The organism is Pseudomonas sp. GW822-FHT02D10 (assembly GCF_058802345.1).
In genome coordinates this window covers 100,646-116,384 of sequence record NZ_JBXAOB010000012.1, presented here as the reverse complement: position 1 = coordinate 116,384, position 15,739 = coordinate 100,646, and the positions used below count along the sequence as shown (strand labels likewise).

Sequence of the window (15,739 nt, the reverse complement as noted above, 5' to 3'; positions counted from 1 at the left end):
CAACATCAGCAAGAAGTATAGTGGATACGCCGGGCTGAGCCTGGAGCGCGCCCCGGACGAAACCACCCTCCTCAACTTCCGCCGTTTGCTGGAGAAGCACGAGTAGGCGGGCGGAGTTCTGGCGGTGATCAACGGCGACTTGGGCGATCGCGGGCTGTCGCTGCGCCAGGGCATCATCGTCGACGCCACACTTATCAATGCGCCGAGCTCGACCCAAAATAAGGACGGCAAGCGAGGCCCGGTCGCCAGCTATACTTAATTTCTGATTACGGACGGCAGAGATCGGCCAGAAGCGGCCCCAAAAGACGAACCCTGCCTAAGCGTAGTGGTCAAGATAAGTGACGGCATTGCAATCGATAAACTGGAGGCTCCGCTATGAGTGCCCTGACGATCGAAGGCTGGTGCAAAATCAGCGGCAACCAAAAGTCCACCCCGGTGGGAGAGATCCATTTTGACGTCGCTGCCCCCCTCCATCTGCGCCTGGAGGAAGCTGAAGAACACCTACAGAAGACCCATGAGCCTGAAGCCATGGTCGATGTCGACATGAGCTCAATGGGTTTGATCCTGCCTGAGGGATACGGCCCTTTGTCCGACTGCCAAATGCGCGTCTATTTGCACGACGAGCGCGGTCAGTTCCATCTGGTCGGGCATCGAGCGAGCGATGGAAGCTTGATCTATACCAACGCGGTTTTGATTGATCAGCTGCTTGAGTAGCGACTACGTGATTCTCGGCTTGAACACCGCGGTCTCGGATGCAGAGACACAAAAAACCGGTCCTCAGTGGCCGGTTTTTTTATGTGCGTTTTTTAGCAAAAACATGCGTTGCGCGGGTCTTGAAGGAATCAGAAACACTCCCGCGCTGTTCCCGAACGCTGCGCCTTGCGGCGGTTTCTACACTGTTCCCTACCACTCATCCATTCTGGCGCTGCCAGCGGTGGTTATAGTGTTGATAATATAATTTCAGTAGGTATAGTAACCACCTACACAGCACAGGGAAGTGATGTGAATAGCCGATATTTGATAACCCAAATCGTCGCAGACGGCTGGTACCTGGTACGGGTCAGAGGCAGTCACCACCACTTCAAGCATCCAACGAAGCCCGGTCTGGTTACCGTCCCGCACCCGAAAAAGGATTTACTGACCAAGACTGCCATCAGCATCTTGCAACAGGCCCTGCTGTATTGAATCGGCGCACAGCACCCAGAGGACAACGAACATGCTTTACCCAATTGCGATTTCAATGGGCGATGACGAACACGCCTGGGGCGTGGAAGTGCCGGATATTCCGGGCTGCTTTTCGGCCGGCGAAGACCTGGACGATGCAATCGCCATGACGCGCGAAGCCATCGAAGGCCATTTCGAGATACTCGCCGAAGACGGCTCGGCGATTCCGCCCGCCAACAAAGTCACCGTGCACGCGGCCAATCCGCAGTACGCTGGTGTCACATGGGCACTGGTGGACATCGATGTCACCAAGTACCTGGGCAAGGCGCAGAAACTCAACATCACCCTGCCCGGCTATTTGCTGACCCGTATTGACGAATACGTGCTGCATCACCCGGAGGAGAAAAGCCGCTCTGGCTTTCTGGCCTCGGCAGCATTGAAAGTGTTGCAACAGGGCTGAAAGCAGCGGTCTCAAGGACTAATGCAACAATGGTTCTTAGCGGGTTGCGACAATGAACAAACGCGGGAACGGCAGCAGCACCGAACCATCGGCCAATACCGGGAAGAACGGTTCTAACGCTGCCAGATACTGCTCAAGGTACTGCGCCTTTTCCACCTCGTCGAGCGGTTCAAGAAACGGCCGCAAACCGCTGCCCTTGAACCACTCAACCACAGCCGCAGGACCGCCCGCCAGCGGATGATGGTACGTAGTGCGCCATACATCGACCCGCGAACAGCACGAACACAGCATCTGGTAGTAAGTATTGGCATCGTCCAGGCTCGTCCGTTGCCCGGCGACGTCCGCCAGTTTGTTGGCCCAAGGACCACTGCTGGCGACTTCACGCATCATCCGATGCGACGGTTGATCGAGGTTGTCGGGCATTTGAATTGCCAGGCTGCCACCCGGACCGAGCTTGGCCACCAACGACGGCAACAGCGTGGCGTGGTCGGGCAACCACTGGAACACCGCGTTGGCGAAGATCACGTCGAATGGGCCGGGCTCGCTCCAAGTGGCGATATCGTCGGTGTCAAAACGTACGTCCGGCAAGCGTTTGCGGGCGGCGTCGATCATGTCGGCCGAGCTGTCCAGCCCACGCACCGTGGCATTGGCAAAACGCTGCACGAGCAATTCGGTGGAGTTGCCGGGGCCGCAACCGACGTCGATCACCGAACGCGCATCGGTGTTGGGGACAGCAGCGAGCAAATCACGCGCCGGGCGCGTGCGCTCATCTTCGAAAGCCACATACTGTTTGGCGGACCAGCTCATCGCGTACTCCTGTGACGGGTCAGGATGTGAGCGACGCGCTAGACTCTGCGCTTCGCTCATGGGGCGCCAGTAAGCGACGACCTCGTCAACTTCGTCAAGACTCGGTAACCGGTTGAAACAACTGGACCGCGCCGCCGCCGAATACACCACGATCAATGAGAAATGCTCCATGACTCAAAACATCTACGGAGCGTGATAAAGACCGCTATCCCTGGGCTTCGCACTACTGATCGAGATGAACAAAGGCCGGCTCAGGAATTATGTGGGTTATGTGCTTAAGCATGAAATAGTCGGGTTGGAGAGTATAAGTGGGGGTGTTTGGGACATCGTTTTTGGGCCGGCAGTGTTGGGTCGTATCGATGAAAAGGATGCCAAGGATGCCAAGGATGCTTATGTAACACTCAAAGTAATCAGAAGTAAGTGATCGGGTGTTACCTATGTGCTTGAACTGATTTGTTACCTATGTGGTTGATCCCTTCATGAGCGCTGTGACGATTACAGACGTTCACACACTCGAAACAAAATCCCTACAAAATACGTAGCTCGCTACCTATCAACCTGGCGAGCATACGTATATAAAAGCAGCTGTCACGCGACTCACCTGTTGACATAATCAGATCCAATTACGCATTTTGTTTCATTTACGCAGGCTAGGGCTCAAGCGCAGCATGTCCAACCCTGTATCGACCCAACGCTCGGCTTCGGTGTGCAGTTGAAAGCTGTCGGGGGCCAACAGCCACTGATACAGGATGCCATCGACGTAAGCATGCAGGCTGATGGCCGCGCGGGCAGTGTCCAGGTTTTCCGGCATCTGCCCCCGATTCACCGCATTACTCAGGGCCAGGGCGATTCGCACATTGCAATCCAGGCTGACCGCGCGGCGCTGCTGGCGCAGGTCACACATTTCATCAGTGAATTCGCACTTGTGAAACAGAATCTCATTGATGCGTCGGGTTTTCGGGTCCAGGGCAACTTGATGAAACAAATGAATCAGCAGCTTGCGCATGCAGCCCAGCGGGTCGTCTTCCTCTTCACTTTCGCTCGCCCTGGCCATCTCATCCAGCGGCTCATGCAAGCTGTCGAGCATGGCCTGAACCAGATCCGCCTTATTGCTGAAATGCCAGTAGATGGCTCCGCGCGTAACGCCGGCCTGGGTGGCGATATCCGCCAGCGTCGTACGCGCCACGCCTCGTTCGTAAAAGGCTTTCTCTGCCGCTTCGAGTATCTGGCTTCGGGTTTCTTGAGCTTCCTCTTTGGTGCGACGGACCATGGCAGTAAAACCTCAATCAAGAATGCTTCAGCGATGTCCGTACACCGCCTGAACAAATGTGGGGTGAGCTATCTGGGGTTTCGTCCCCGGCCTACAATTCATACCTTGCATCGACTTTTGTAACCGGATAGTTACTTGGCCAGGCTATTTACAAACAACCATGAACGTAAGTATATTCATTAGCAAGCTACTTATCCAGTCAGCACAGTTTTTTTACCTTTCCACTTTTCTTGTGCGCAATTTGCGCGCCTGACCCGAGGATCTTCATGCAATTCAAGCCAGCTGTTACCGCTCTGGTTACTGCCGTCGCCCTGGCATCGCTGCTCAGCGGATGTAAAAAGGAAGAAGCGGCCCCTGCCGCTCCAGCCCCTCAGGTCGGCGTCGTAACCCTTCAACCTCAAGCCTTTACCCTGACATCCGAACTGCCGGGCCGCACCACGGCCTACCGCATCGCGGAAGTTCGCCCACAGGTCAATGGCATCATTCTCAAGCGCCTGTTCAAAGAAGGCGGCGAAGTCAAGGAAGGCCAGCAGCTTTACCAGATCGATCCTTCGATCTATCAGGCCACGCTGAACAGTGCGCAAGCCAACCTGCAATCGACCAAATCGATTTCTGATCGCTACAAACAACTGGTCAACGAGCAAGCCGTCAGCCGTCAGGAATACGACACGGCCGTGGCCAACCGGTTGCAATCGGAAGCCGCCCTGCAAAGCGCGCAGATCAATGTGCGCTACACCAAGGTTTACGCGCCGATTTCCGGTCGCATCGGCCGCTCTTCGGTCACCGAAGGCGCGCTGGTCAGCAATGGCCAGACCGATGCCATGGCGGTCATCCAGCAACTGGACCCGATCTACGTCGACGTGACCCAGTCCTCGGTCGAGCTGCTGGAACTGCGCCGCGAACTGGAAAGCGGTCGCCTGCAAAAGGCTGGCGAGAATGCCGCCATGGTCAAGCTGACCCTCGAAGACGGCAGCCAGTACAAACAACAGGGCAAGCTTGAGTTCTCCGAAGTGTCGGTTGACCAGACCACCGGTTCCGTGACCTTGCGCGCAGTGTTCCCGAACCCTGATCACACTTTGCTGCCAGGCATGTTCGTTCATGCACAACTGCAAGCCGGCGTGAATGCGGCGGCGATTCTTGCCCCGCAACAAGGTGTGACCCGTGACCTCAAAGGTATGCCAACCGCTCTGGTGGTCGGTGCGGACAACAAGGTCGAACTGCGTCAGCTCAAGGCCAGCCGCACGGTTGGCAGCCAATGGCTGATTGAAGACGGCCTCAAGGCTGGCGATCGTCTGATCACCGAAGGTCTGCAATTCGTCAGACCGGGTGTTGTAGTCAAAGTCAGCGACGCGACTAACGTAGCAGCGAAAAACCCGGCCCCTGCGCAGGCAACAAACAAAGTAGCGGGCGGCAAAGCGGAGTAAACCATGTCGAAATTTTTTATCGACCGTCCGATTTTCGCCTGGGTAATTGCCCTGGTGATCATGTTGGTCGGAGCTCTATCGATCCTCAAATTGCCGATCAACCAGTACCCGAGCATCGCCCCGCCGGCGATCGCCATCTCCGTCACCTACCCAGGTGCTTCCGCACAAACCGTGCAGGACACCGTGGTGCAGGTGATCGAGCAGCAGCTCAACGGTATCGATAACCTGCGTTATGTGTCCTCGGAAAGTAACTCCGACGGCAGCATGACCATTACCGCGACCTTCGAGCAGGGCACCAGCTCCGACACCGCGCAGGTTCAGGTCCAGAACAAACTGAACCTGGCCACCCCGCTGCTGCCGCAAGAAGTGCAGCAACAGGGTATCCGCGTGACCAAGTCCGTGAAAAACTTCCTGATGGTCATCGGCGTGGTCTCGCAAGATGGCAGCATGACCCGCGACGACCTGGCGAACTACATCGTCTCCAACATGCAGGACCCGATCTCGCGGACGGCCGGTGTCGGTGACTTCCAGGTGTTCGGTGCCCAGTACGCCATGCGTATCTGGCTCGACCCGGCCAAGTTGAACAACTTCAACCTGACCCCGGTCGATGTCAAAGCCGCCATTGCTGCACAAAACATTCAGGTCTCCTCGGGTCAACTCGGCGGCCTGCCCGCCCTGGCTGGTACGCAGCTGAACGCGACGATTATCGGCAAAACCCGCTTGCAGACAGCCGAGCAATTCAAGGAAATCCTGCTCCGGGTCAACAAGGACGGCTCGCAGGTTCGCCTGAAAGACGTCGCCGATGTTGGCCTGGGCGGCGAGAACTACAGCATCAGCGCTCAGTTCAACGGCAAGCCGGCTTCCGGTCTTGCGGTAAAACTGGCCAACGGTGCCAACGCCCTCGACACCGCCAAAGCGCTACGCAAGACCATCAACGACCTCAAGCCGTTCTTCCCGGAAGGGATGGAAGTGGTGTTCCCGTACGACACCACTCCGGTGGTGACCGAGTCGATCAAGGGTGTGGTTGAAACCCTGGTCGAAGCGATCGTGCTGGTGTTCCTGGTGATGTTCCTGTTCCTGCAAAACTTCCGCGCCACGGTCATCACGACCATGACCGTACCGGTGGTTCTGCTGGGTACGTTCGGGATCCTCGCGGCGTTCGGTTTCAGCATCAACACCCTGACCATGTTCGGTATGGTGCTCGCCATCGGCTTGCTGGTGGACGATGCCATCGTCGTGGTGGAAAACGTCGAACGGGTGATGAGCGAGGAAGGACTCTCGCCCAAGGAAGCCACCAAGAAATCCATGGGACAGATCCAGGGTGCACTGGTCGGTATCGCCCTGGTTCTGTCGGCGGTACTGCTGCCGATGGCGTTCTTCAGCGGTTCGACCGGGGTGATCTACAAGCAGTTCTCCATCACCATCGTTTCGGCCATGGCGCTGTCGGTCATGGTCGCCTTGATCTTCACCCCGGCGCTCTGCGCCACCATGCTCAAGGCGATCCCGAAAGGCGAGCACGGCACACCGAAACGTGGCTTCTTCGGCTGGTTCAACCGTAACTTCGACCGTAGCGTCAAAAGCTACGAGCGCGGTGTCGGCAACATGCTCAAGCACAAGGTCCCGTTCCTGCTGGCCTACATTATCATCGTGGTCGGCATGATCTGGCTGTTCACCCGTATTCCAACGGCGTTCCTGCCGGAAGAAGACCAGGGTGTACTGTTTGCCCAGGTCCAGACCCCGGCCGGCTCAACCTCCCAGCGCACGCAAGTGGTGGTGGACGAGATGCGTGAATTCCTGCTGCGCCCTGGCAAGGATGGCGGTGAAGGCGATGCGGTGAACTCGGTGTTTACCGTGACCGGCTTCAACTTCGCCGGTCGTGGCCAGAGTTCGGGCATGGCGTTCATCATGCTCAGGCCATGGGACGAACGGAACGCCGACAACAGCGTGTTCAAGGTCGCTGCCCGCGCCCAACAGCACTTCTTCACCTTCCGTGACGCCATGGTGTTCGCATTCGCGCCACCTGCGGTACTGGAACTGGGTAACGCCACCGGTTTCGACGTGTTCCTGCAGGACCGCGCCGGCATCGGTCACGACAAATTGATGGCTGCCCGTAACCAGTTCCTCGGTATGGCGGCGCAGAGCAAGGTGCTGTCGCAGGTCCGTCCGAACGGTCTGAACGACGAACCTCAGTACCAGCTGGAAATCGATGATGAAAAGGCCAGTGCCTTGGGCATCACGATGACCGACATCAACAACACCCTGTCGATCGCGCTGGGCAGTAGCTACGTCAACGACTTCATCGACCGTGGCCGAGTGAAAAAGGTTTACGTACAAGGCCAGCCGGGTGCTCGCATGAGCCCTGAAGACCTGAAGAAATGGTACGTACGCAACAGCAAGGGCACCATGGTTCCATTCTCCGCATTCGCCAGGGGCGAGTGGGTCTACGGCTCGCCGAAGCTGGCGCGTTACAACGGCGTAGAGGCGATGGAAATCCTCGGTGCCCCGGCGCCTGGTTACAGTACCGGTGAGGCCATGGCCGAAGTCGAAGCCCTGGCCCAGAAACTGCCGGCTGGTGTCGGTATTTCCTGGACCGGTCTGTCCTATGAGGAGCGTCTGTCTGGCTCGCAAGCACCGGCGCTGTACGCATTGTCGTTGCTGATGGTCTTCCTCTGTCTGGCAGCGCTGTACGAAAGCTGGTCGATTCCGATTGCGGTGATGTTGGTGGTGCCGCTGGGGATCATCGGTGCCCTGCTCGCTACCAGCCTGCGCGGCCTGTCCAACGACGTGTACTTCCAGGTGGGCCTGTTGACGACCATCGGTCTGGCATCGAAAAACGCCATTCTGATCGTCGAGTTCGCCAAGGCGTTGCATGAACAGGGACACAGCCTGACGGAGGCAGCCATCGAAGCCTGCCGGATGCGTCTGCGACCGATCATCATGACCTCGCTGGCCTTCGTCCTCGGTGTGGTACCTCTGGCCATTTCCACCGGTGCAGGTTCGGGCAGCCAGCATGCGATCGGTACCGGGGTGATCGGCGGTATGCTGACGGCCACGGTTCTGGCGATCTTCTGGGTCCCACTGTTCTTTGTTACCGTGTCGTCGATGGGTCAACGCAAAACTGCGGATCAGGACGATGCTACTGAAATTCCTCAAGAGGCTGGCAAATGAGCAAGTCGCTACTCTCCCTGGCCATCGCCGCGTTCGTGCTCGGTGGCTGCTCGCTGATACCGGATTATCAGCAGCCTGCCGCACCGATTGCGCCGCAATACCCACAAGGTCCGGCGTACTCGCCGGCCCAGGCCGCAAGCCAGGCAGCCGCCGAACAGGGCTGGAAGCAGTTTTTCCGTGACCCGGCGCTGCAGCAGTTGATCCAGACCGCTCTGGAGAACAACCGCGACCTGCGTGTCGCGGCGCTGAACATCGACGCTTTTGCGGCTCAATACCGCATCTCGCGCGCAGACCTGTTCCCGGCCGTCTCGGCGACCGGCAGCGGCAGCCGTCAGCGGGTTCCGGCGCGAGCCTCGCAGACCGGTCAAGCAGGTATCACCAGTTCCTATTCGGCCACCGTGGGTGTCAGCGCCTATGAACTCGACCTGTTCGGTCGCGTTCGCAGCCTGAACGAACAAGCGCTGCAATCGTACTTCGCCACTGAAGAAGCACGTCGCAGCACCCAGATCAGCCTGGTAGCCAGCGTGGCTAACGCCTACCTGGCCTGGCAGGCCGACAAGGAACTGCTGAAACTGTCCCAGGACACCCTCGCCACCTTCGAAGAAAGCTACCGGCTCACCGCCCGTAGCAACGAAGTCGGCGTGGCTTCGGCGCTGGACCTGAGCCAGTCGCGTACGGCCGTGGAGACCGCCCGGGTACAACAGGCGAAATACACGCGCCTGGTTGCCCAGGATGAAAACAACCTGACGCTGCTGCTCGGTACTGGTGTGCCGGCCAACCTGACCGCCGGCCAACCGCTGTCGGACGACCTGCTCAGCGAAGTGCCGGCCGGTCTGCCTTCGGACCTGCTGCAACGTCGCCCGGACATCCTTGAAGCCGAACACAAGCTCAAGGCCGCCAACGCCAACATCGGCGCGGCGCGGGCCGCGTTCTTCCCGAGCATCAGCCTGACCGCCAATGCCGGCACCCTGAGCCCGGATCTCTCCGGTCTGTTCAAGGGTGGTTCGGGGACCTGGTTGTTCCAGCCGCAAATCCACTTGCCGATCTTCAATGCCGGTAGCCTGAGCGCCAGCCTGGATTACTCGAAAATCCAGAAAGACATCACCATCGCGCAGTACGAGAAGTCGATTCAGACCGCCTTTCAGGAAGTCTCCGATGGCCTCGCCGCTCGTCTGACCTACAACGAACAGTTGCAGGCCCAGCGTGATCTGGTGGCCGCCAACCAGAACTACTACCGTCTGGCCGAGCGTCGCTACCGCATCGGTGTCGACAGCAACCTGACCTTCCTCGACGCCCAGCGCCAGTTGTTCAGCGCTCAGCAATCGCTGATCACCGACCGCCTCTCGCAACTGGTCAGTGAAGTGAACCTGTACAAGGCACTGGGCGGTGGCTGGAATGCGCAAACCGCGAAGAACGAGCCGGTGAAAGAAGAAGCACCGAAGCTGAAGATGTTCTGATAACAATGTTCTGATAACACCCGCAAAAACGAAGCCCACCTGATGGTGGGCTTTTTGTTATCCATGAAAAAGCTGGCGTCACCCTCCAACCCCGTTGACCAGAAACACCGGTTCTTCCAGATAGTTGAGCCCCAAGCGGTTTTCAAACATTTCATCGCGCAATGCTGCAGTGGTGAAACAGCCCAGACCCAAGGCGGTGGCCACCAGTGAAAAGGTCTGACTCAGATGCCCGGCATCCATCAACGCTACCCGCAGTGCCCGGCTGAACTCGTATTTCCAGGCCATCCGCTCGACTCGCGCCGTGGAAACAAACACCGCCGCCGCGTCCTTGATCCACGGTTGCTCGCCACAGGCCTCGCTGATCCAGGCTCGCGGATCTTCCCGGGAAAGCAGCTCAAGCCCGTGGCGGCGGACCGAATAATGGTAAAGACCGCGCTCGAAACCTTGCACATTCATCAGCACCGCATAGACCTCGGTGCCCTGCAGCGAACCGCCGGCCGGTGAGGTTTTCTTCAGGAAATAATCCCCCATGCGGTTCTCTTGCATGACGGTCGCGCCCCAGGTGTAGTAGAGCAACAGGGACAGTTGCTGCGCGCTCAGCGGTTGGTCGCTGAAGGTTCGCGACGTGCGGCGCTCGCACAGCGAGTCGAGCAATGTCGATTGGGCGATCGCGCAGGAAGGCACCAGCAGCGGGTTTTCCAGGGCAACGAAAGGATGGGAGAAATAATCCTTGAACGCCGATGGCTGACGTCGCGTCGAGGCCTTTTGCTCAAGCTGCGTTTCCAGATCGCTGACACTGATGTAGGGCGTGTGCGAGCCGGTCCGGGTGCTCAGGTAAAACTCCAGCGCCGCGTCCCAATGGGCCCAAAGGTTGAGCGGATTTTTGCACTCGTCGGATGGGGCAATGTCCGATTGATTCGCGACCGGCAGCAGCACACCGTGGCTGATCAGTTCCCGCAGGAACGCCAGATTGTCGTCCTGCTCAGGACTCTGCAAAACACCCGGCAGCAACAACGCACTGCCCAGTGTCTGAGGACTCAGGAAATGGCGTAGCAGCGGCAGAAACGTCACGCCAAACTCCAGACTCAGGTCCCACTGTCGATCCCGGATAAAAAACGATGCCGAGCCGACGCTCAGCCAGGTGCTTTCCCTGAGTTTCAACAGGGTTTGCGCCCCCTGCTCGGATGGCGTTTGCCGCTCTTGCCGGTCACAACCCCGCCAGAACAAGGCCTTGGGTCGCAGGGACTTGATGGCCGTGATCAACGTCAACAGTTCTGCGTCATCGGTTTTGCGGGAAATATCCCACTCCAGAGTAATGGCTTTCACCGGCGAGGAGGCGAGCAACTGACGCAAGATGCCCCAATCCCGCCGCGGATGGCCGGTATGTATTTCAATCAGCCGGTCCAGCGGCAACGAACGCAAGTAGTTGTGCAGGTCGTAACCCAGGGTTCTGGCAGTCGCGATCGCGCTGTCGAGGTCCAGCAGAAAGCCCGAGCCACTGCGCTCCACCACTCTGGAGATGAACTCGCCTTCAGATTGTTCTTGTGCATCGTGCAACGAAAACAACCGCGGTGCGTTTTCCAGCACCAGTAGCGTTGCCGTGAGGTCACGCAATTCAATGGCGTTGGCCACCACCGTGTCAGCCACCTCTTGGGCCAGGGTCGGCAAAATGAAATGCTGAGTGTCGCCACCGTGGAACCGCGACCAGGAAATATGCTCGGCCAGCCAGGGCGAGCGGGTTTTCTCGCACAGCCGCCGAGTCATTTGCAGAAACTCGCGGTCCATCGCGATGCCCACGCTGCCCAGGGACAAACTGGAAGAATGCAGCAAGCTCGGTACTTGCTCACCGAGCTCAAGCAGACGCGGTTCCAGAATGCAGTGCGTCGGTTGAAACTCGACGTAATCGAAGTGCGGCAAACCCTCAGCGAGAATCCGTTCGACGGTCGGGTCGAGCCCCTCCGCCGATAACTCATCCTGAGGCGTGAGCCGTGGCAAATGGTATTCCAGCCCGACGCCGGCCTCGGGAAATTGCGAAGCATCAAACATCGCCATGTCGCCTCCCTGGCGTCAACCGGTCAGGCCCAGCATGCGTTTAGCCCCCGCCGCAGCTCCCGATATCGCCAACAACCCGGCATGTTGACTTTCCAGTTCTCTGACTTCTTTGATCAGGTTTTCCAGTAGTTGGCGTCCTTGAGGTGTGAAATCAGTGTTGGCTTCGAAATCCGGCAACGCCTTGATCAAGCCTTGCAGGATGAACACCAGCCGTTTTTGCGCCCGTTGCAGTTCGAGGGACGAGCGCGAACGAACCCGTTCCAGGTATTTGACCAACGCGACGTACACGAAAAACGCATGGAAATAGCCATAGAGGTCACGCTTCTGCCCCGACCACGGCAAGGTGAACAACGCCTCCCGCGAGGTCTCATCCCTGACGACCGGGCACACTTCGACAATGTTGTAGAGCAACTGATGAGTGGCCTCATGCACCAGCGACTCTTCCAGGTCGAGTATCGAATCATCCCGGTTCGAGATGAGGATGATCCCGGTGAAGCGCGAAGCCGAACAGCTTCGAAATGAACCATCGGGCAAATAACAAATGGACTTGACCAGTTTTCTAAACTGTTCGCGACAGGCGGGCCATGTGTGTTCTATCCGCAACAGCGCAATATTCACCACATCGCAAAAGAAACTCACGGAATGACCATGACGCTCCAACGGTTTGCGGGTCGCTTCATCTTCTGGAAACTGATAACTAGGCGGCGCCACTCTCGCCACTAACGGATCAACATCAAACCGATACACCGGGGGGCAATAATCGTTCGTGTGAACACTGTCGGCTTTTTTCACCCGCGCCAACATCTGCGGGAACTCGATCAGCATCTTGTCTAATGCATCGGTATCCGCCGCCTTTTTCGTGATGACCAGGTTGGCATAATGCGCGGTCAATACATTCCACACTTGAAACACCGGATCATTAATAATCAAGCGCTGCTCGCGGGTCGGCGGCACGATAAGATTAAACGCCTGCTCGAAAAACTCCGCCAACTGCGGAGCATTGGGAAACAGTTGAAAAAGCTCGGTGTACAGCGCAACAAAACTTGTGTAGCGATTTCGACTGACACGTTCCAGCAATACTTCAAATCGTGAAAGCTCCGTGTCCGGCAGAAATGTCGTACCCTGAAACAACTCGTCATCGGATAGCTCACGCAGACCACTGTTCCCGATTTCCATTTTTCAACCTTCCCTTAGGTAGGCGGCAACGGCTTCGCCATCGTCAGACTGGCGATGCCATACCCTGATTGTTCATATAGACGACGCGCCGCTTCGTTGCGACCAAAGACATGCAGTCGCACTTCCACGCATCCTGCCTGGCGTGCCCATGACTCGAGGGCCAACAGTGATTGTTTCGCATAACCCTGGTGGCGCTCTCCAGGGTCAATGTAAATATCCAGAATGAAGGCACTCTTGCCGACACCGGTGTGTCGTTCAGCGACCCACAACTCGCCGATACGACGCTCTTGATCCTTGATCACCCAGAGTTGGTTTTTTTCAGTCAGTCGCCCGTGCGGCAACAATTGCTCGAAGACACTACGTGCCCTTTGCGAGGCCTCTTCATGGGCCCACTCACCCGCGACGACCATCCCGTCGCCATATTCAGCAACGGCTCTGTCGGCGAAAACAACAAAGTCCGCGTTATCCATTGGAGCCAAGGTGACAGACATCAGTCATTCACTCCGCGCTCGACCGCTGTGCCTCATGACATTTCATAAAGCCATTCGGCGTACCACCGTGAAAAACCCACCTTTCGGGGCACGCCAAATGGCATCACCGGCCGTTAATCCATGCGCGCTTGCTGTTGCTGGGTATCAAATATGGCACGCGTCCCCAGATTGCTTCGAATACCGGCAGAGGCGGCCGTCAGTTTTGCAGCATCAATGCCTTTAACCGCCGCAATTTCATCAGCACTTAGATGCACACCGATATTTTTAGCTGCCGTGGCAGGATCATTGTGAAGTGCATCGGCAAAACCCGGATCCAACACGGCACGTCCAACAACCGTGGCCAAGGTCTGCTGATTGACTTTATTGCTCATGGTACTTCTCCTTGTTATTTCCGCATGACGAAAACGTACCTCCTGACGACGCATGAGATTTTTCCTTGCCCGCCCTGAGGACTTTGAATATAGCAAGGCCTCTGTTCTTTTCCAGCCATACACACGGTACCTTTAAACCGTTTCACGATAATCGATAACACCGATTCTTAAGGTTAACTGGCGATTATCGATAGCTGTTTAATGACAACCAGAACTGTAGGAAACTTCTTACAACCAAAGCAATAAGCACTTCTAATTAATATCCACCAAAAGAACACAGGCGCCATGAATAGAACACAACGCCAAACAGCCATTATTGACCCGGATAACTATGGGTTTTAATTAACAATGTTTCATACTGGCAGCGGCCCGGCAGGTGTCGATTAGTGTTCGTTAATCGCCCAAAACCCCGTTCATCTGATTGAATCCCCTCGTCGATCCCCTGCACCATTCCCCCGCACCTACAAAAACCAATAACAACAGGTTCGACACCATGACTGCGCACCCTGCCCGCTCCGACTGATTCCGCCGACCACGCCCTTTGCGAATTCATTTTTTTGACTGCGACCCCAAGGTTGCGGCTGCGCCCTGCTTCATTCCTAACAATTAGAGAAACCCAGCACATGAAGCCATTCACTCTGACAACCGCCCTTATTCTACCGAGCCTGCTGACCGCGACTCTGCCCGTCATGGCTCAAGAATCGGGTTTTCTCGAAGACGCCAGCGCCAACCTGAACCTGCGCAACTTCTACTTCAACCGCAACTTCACCAACCCGACCAAAGCTCAGGGCTTGGCCCAAGAGTGGACGCAAAGCTTCATCCTCGATGCCAAATCGGGATTCACTCAAGGCACGGTCGGTTTTGGTATGGATGTACTGGGGCTGTATTCGGTCAAGCTCGACGGCGGACGTGGTACCGGTGGTACGCAATTGCTACCGCTGGATCACGACGGGCGGCCGGCCGACAATTTCGGCCGATTGGGTGTGGCCTTCAAAGCGAAGCTTTCACAGACCGAAGTAAAGGTCGGCGAATGGATGCCGGTACTGCCGATTTTGCGCTCCGATGACGGTCGCTCATTGCCGCAAACCTTTCGCGGCGGCCAGATCACCTCGAAGGAAATCGACGGCCTGACGCTCTACGGCGGTCAGTTCCGTGGCAACAGTCCACGTGACGACAGCAGCATGAGCGACCTGTCGATGACCGGCAAACCGGCCGTCACCTCCGACCGTTTCAACTTCCAGGGTGGCGAGTACAGTTTCAACGACAAACGTACGCAAATCGGTGTGTGGAACGCCCAACTCAAGGACATCTACAGTCAGCAATTCATCAACCTGGTCCACACCCAGCCATTGGGCGACTGGACCCTGGGCGCCAACCTGGGCTTCTTCTATGGTAAGGACGATGGCAGTGCACGGGCGGGCGAACTTGATAACAAAACCTGGTCCGGGCTGTTCTCGGCCAAATATGGCGGCAACACTTTTTATGTCGGCTTGCAGAAGCTCACGGGCGACAACGCCTGGATGAGGGTCAACGGCACCAGCGGCGGAACGCTGGCCAACGACAGCTACAACTCAAGCTACGACAACGCCAAAGAGAAATCCTGGCAACTGCGCCACGACTACAACTTCGCCGCCGCAGGCATTCCCGGCTTGACCCTGATGAACCGCTACATCAGCGGCGACAACGTGCACACCGGGACCATCACCGACGGCAAGGAGTGGGGCCGCGAAACCGAAGTCGGTTACACCGTGCAAAGTGGCAGCCTGAAAAGCCTCAACGTCCGGTGGCGCAACTCGACCATGCGTCGCGACTACAGCAACAACGAGTTCGACGAAAACCGCCTGATCGTCAGCTATCCGATCAGCCTGCTCTGACTCGATAAAAATACCGCGAGGACAT

Annotated in this window: 13 protein-coding genes and 2 pseudogenes; 9 read left to right on the top strand and 6 right to left on the bottom strand. The window is 57.2% G+C overall.

Features of this window, described 5'->3' with window-relative positions:
* Positions 1-25 precede the first annotated feature (25 nt).
* The 4 genes and pseudogenes from AC1RPZ_RS19480 to AC1RPZ_RS19465 form a co-directional block, all read left to right on the top strand.
* Positions 26-241: pseudogene (locus tag AC1RPZ_RS19480) on the top strand (IS5/IS1182 family transposase); the annotation flags it as partial.
* A 134-nt stretch (positions 242-375) separates the two neighbouring features.
* Positions 376-714 (top strand): hypothetical protein, encoded by a 339-nt coding sequence (locus AC1RPZ_RS19475; protein WP_493138554.1) that lies wholly within the window; start codon positions 376-378, stop codon positions 712-714.
* A 288-nt stretch (positions 715-1,002) separates the two neighbouring features.
* Positions 1,003-1,185, top strand: coding sequence for a type II toxin-antitoxin system HicA family toxin (locus AC1RPZ_RS19470; protein WP_493138553.1), 183 nt, complete (start codon positions 1,003-1,005; stop codon positions 1,183-1,185).
* 31 nt (positions 1,186-1,216) lie between these two features.
* The gene (locus AC1RPZ_RS19465) at positions 1,217-1,624 is read left to right on the top strand and encodes a type II toxin-antitoxin system HicB family antitoxin (protein ID WP_493138552.1); all 408 of its coding nucleotides are present in this window, start codon (positions 1,217-1,219) and stop codon (positions 1,622-1,624) included.
* Between the two features lie 36 nt (positions 1,625-1,660).
* Here AC1RPZ_RS19465 and tam read toward each other — a convergent pair whose 3' ends face one another.
* On the bottom strand, positions 1,661-2,431 hold the full coding sequence (gene tam, locus AC1RPZ_RS19460) for a trans-aconitate 2-methyltransferase (protein ID WP_493138551.1): 771 nt from the start codon (positions 2,429-2,431) through the stop codon (positions 1,661-1,663).
* A 235-nt stretch (positions 2,432-2,666) separates the two neighbouring features.
* Here tam and AC1RPZ_RS19455 point away from each other — a divergent pair.
* Positions 2,667-2,855: pseudogene (locus AC1RPZ_RS19455) on the top strand (IS481 family transposase); the annotation flags it as partial.
* Between the two features lie 213 nt (positions 2,856-3,068).
* Here the strand turns inward: AC1RPZ_RS19455 and emhR are convergent.
* Positions 3,069-3,701, bottom strand: a complete 633-nt coding sequence (gene emhR, locus AC1RPZ_RS19450) for an efflux system transcriptional repressor EmhR (RefSeq protein ID WP_493138550.1) — start codon at positions 3,699-3,701, stop codon at positions 3,069-3,071.
* 266 nt (positions 3,702-3,967) lie between these two features.
* Between emhR and emhA the strand changes: the two genes are divergently transcribed.
* From emhA to adeC, 3 genes are read left to right on the top strand one after another with little or no spacing between them, the layout of a single operon-like run.
* Positions 3,968-5,125 (top strand): efflux RND transporter periplasmic adaptor subunit EmhA, encoded by a 1,158-nt coding sequence (gene emhA, locus AC1RPZ_RS19445; protein ID WP_493138549.1) that lies wholly within the window; start codon positions 3,968-3,970, stop codon positions 5,123-5,125.
* A 3-nt stretch (positions 5,126-5,128) separates the two neighbouring features.
* Positions 5,129-8,293 (top strand): efflux RND transporter permease subunit EmhB, encoded by a 3,165-nt coding sequence (emhB, locus tag AC1RPZ_RS19440; protein ID WP_493138548.1) that lies wholly within the window; start codon positions 5,129-5,131, stop codon positions 8,291-8,293.
* Positions 8,290-9,750, top strand: coding sequence for an AdeC/AdeK/OprM family multidrug efflux complex outer membrane factor (gene adeC, locus AC1RPZ_RS19435; protein ID WP_493138547.1), 1,461 nt, complete (start codon positions 8,290-8,292; stop codon positions 9,748-9,750). The genes emhB and adeC overlap by 4 nt, the downstream gene beginning before the upstream one ends.
* A gap of 78 nt (positions 9,751-9,828) precedes the next feature.
* On the opposite strand, the gene AC1RPZ_RS19430 is transcribed toward adeC, so the two are convergent.
* From AC1RPZ_RS19430 to AC1RPZ_RS19415, 4 genes are all read right to left on the bottom strand, one after another.
* Positions 9,829-11,802 (bottom strand): multinuclear nonheme iron-dependent oxidase, encoded by a 1,974-nt coding sequence (locus AC1RPZ_RS19430; protein WP_493138546.1) that lies wholly within the window; start codon positions 11,800-11,802, stop codon positions 9,829-9,831.
* Between the two features lie 15 nt (positions 11,803-11,817).
* Positions 11,818-12,978 carry an aKG-HExxH-type peptide beta-hydroxylase gene (locus tag AC1RPZ_RS19425; protein ID WP_493138545.1) on the bottom strand — a complete coding sequence of 387 codons (1,161 nt, stop codon included), beginning with the start codon at positions 12,976-12,978 and terminating at the stop codon, positions 11,818-11,820.
* Between the two features lie 14 nt (positions 12,979-12,992).
* A complete protein-coding gene (locus tag AC1RPZ_RS19420) occupies positions 12,993-13,469 on the bottom strand; it encodes a GNAT family N-acetyltransferase (protein WP_493138544.1) in 477 nt (158 codons plus the stop codon).
* 113 nt (positions 13,470-13,582) lie between these two features.
* Positions 13,583-13,840: an Os1348 family RiPP precursor gene (locus AC1RPZ_RS19415; protein ID WP_493138543.1), complete on the bottom strand. Its 258-nt coding sequence runs from the start codon at positions 13,838-13,840 to the stop codon at positions 13,583-13,585.
* 623 nt (positions 13,841-14,463) lie between these two features.
* Here AC1RPZ_RS19415 and AC1RPZ_RS19410 point away from each other — a divergent pair.
* The gene (locus AC1RPZ_RS19410; RefSeq protein ID WP_493138542.1) at positions 14,464-15,714 is read left to right on the top strand and encodes an OprD family porin; all 1,251 of its coding nucleotides are present in this window, start codon (positions 14,464-14,466) and stop codon (positions 15,712-15,714) included.
* Positions 15,715-15,739: the final 25 nt, after the last annotated feature.

Coding starts and splice junctions, on each gene's coding strand:
- AC1RPZ_RS19465 (WP_493138552.1), top strand. CDS start 1,217: ATGCTTTACCCAATTGCGATTTCAATGGGCGATGACGAACACGCCTGG.
- AC1RPZ_RS19420 (WP_493138544.1), bottom strand. CDS start 13,469: ATGTCTGTCACCTTGGCTCCAATGGATAACGCGGACTTTGTTGTTTTC.
- AC1RPZ_RS19430 (WP_493138546.1), bottom strand. CDS start 11,802: ATGGCGATGTTTGATGCTTCGCAATTTCCCGAGGCCGGCGTCGGGCTG.
- AC1RPZ_RS19425 (WP_493138545.1), bottom strand. CDS start 12,978: ATGGAAATCGGGAACAGTGGTCTGCGTGAGCTATCCGATGACGAGTTG.
- emhB (WP_493138548.1), top strand. CDS start 5,129: ATGTCGAAATTTTTTATCGACCGTCCGATTTTCGCCTGGGTAATTGCC.
- adeC (WP_493138547.1), top strand. CDS start 8,290: ATGAGCAAGTCGCTACTCTCCCTGGCCATCGCCGCGTTCGTGCTCGGT.
- AC1RPZ_RS19410 (WP_493138542.1), top strand. CDS start 14,464: ATGAAGCCATTCACTCTGACAACCGCCCTTATTCTACCGAGCCTGCTG.
- emhA (WP_493138549.1), top strand. CDS start 3,968: ATGCAATTCAAGCCAGCTGTTACCGCTCTGGTTACTGCCGTCGCCCTG.
- tam (WP_493138551.1), bottom strand. CDS start 2,431: ATGAGCTGGTCCGCCAAACAGTATGTGGCTTTCGAAGATGAGCGCACG.
- AC1RPZ_RS19415 (WP_493138543.1), bottom strand. CDS start 13,840: ATGAGCAATAAAGTCAATCAGCAGACCTTGGCCACGGTTGTTGGACGT.
- emhR (WP_493138550.1), bottom strand. CDS start 3,701: ATGGTCCGTCGCACCAAAGAGGAAGCTCAAGAAACCCGAAGCCAGATA.
- AC1RPZ_RS19475 (WP_493138554.1), top strand. CDS start 376: ATGAGTGCCCTGACGATCGAAGGCTGGTGCAAAATCAGCGGCAACCAA.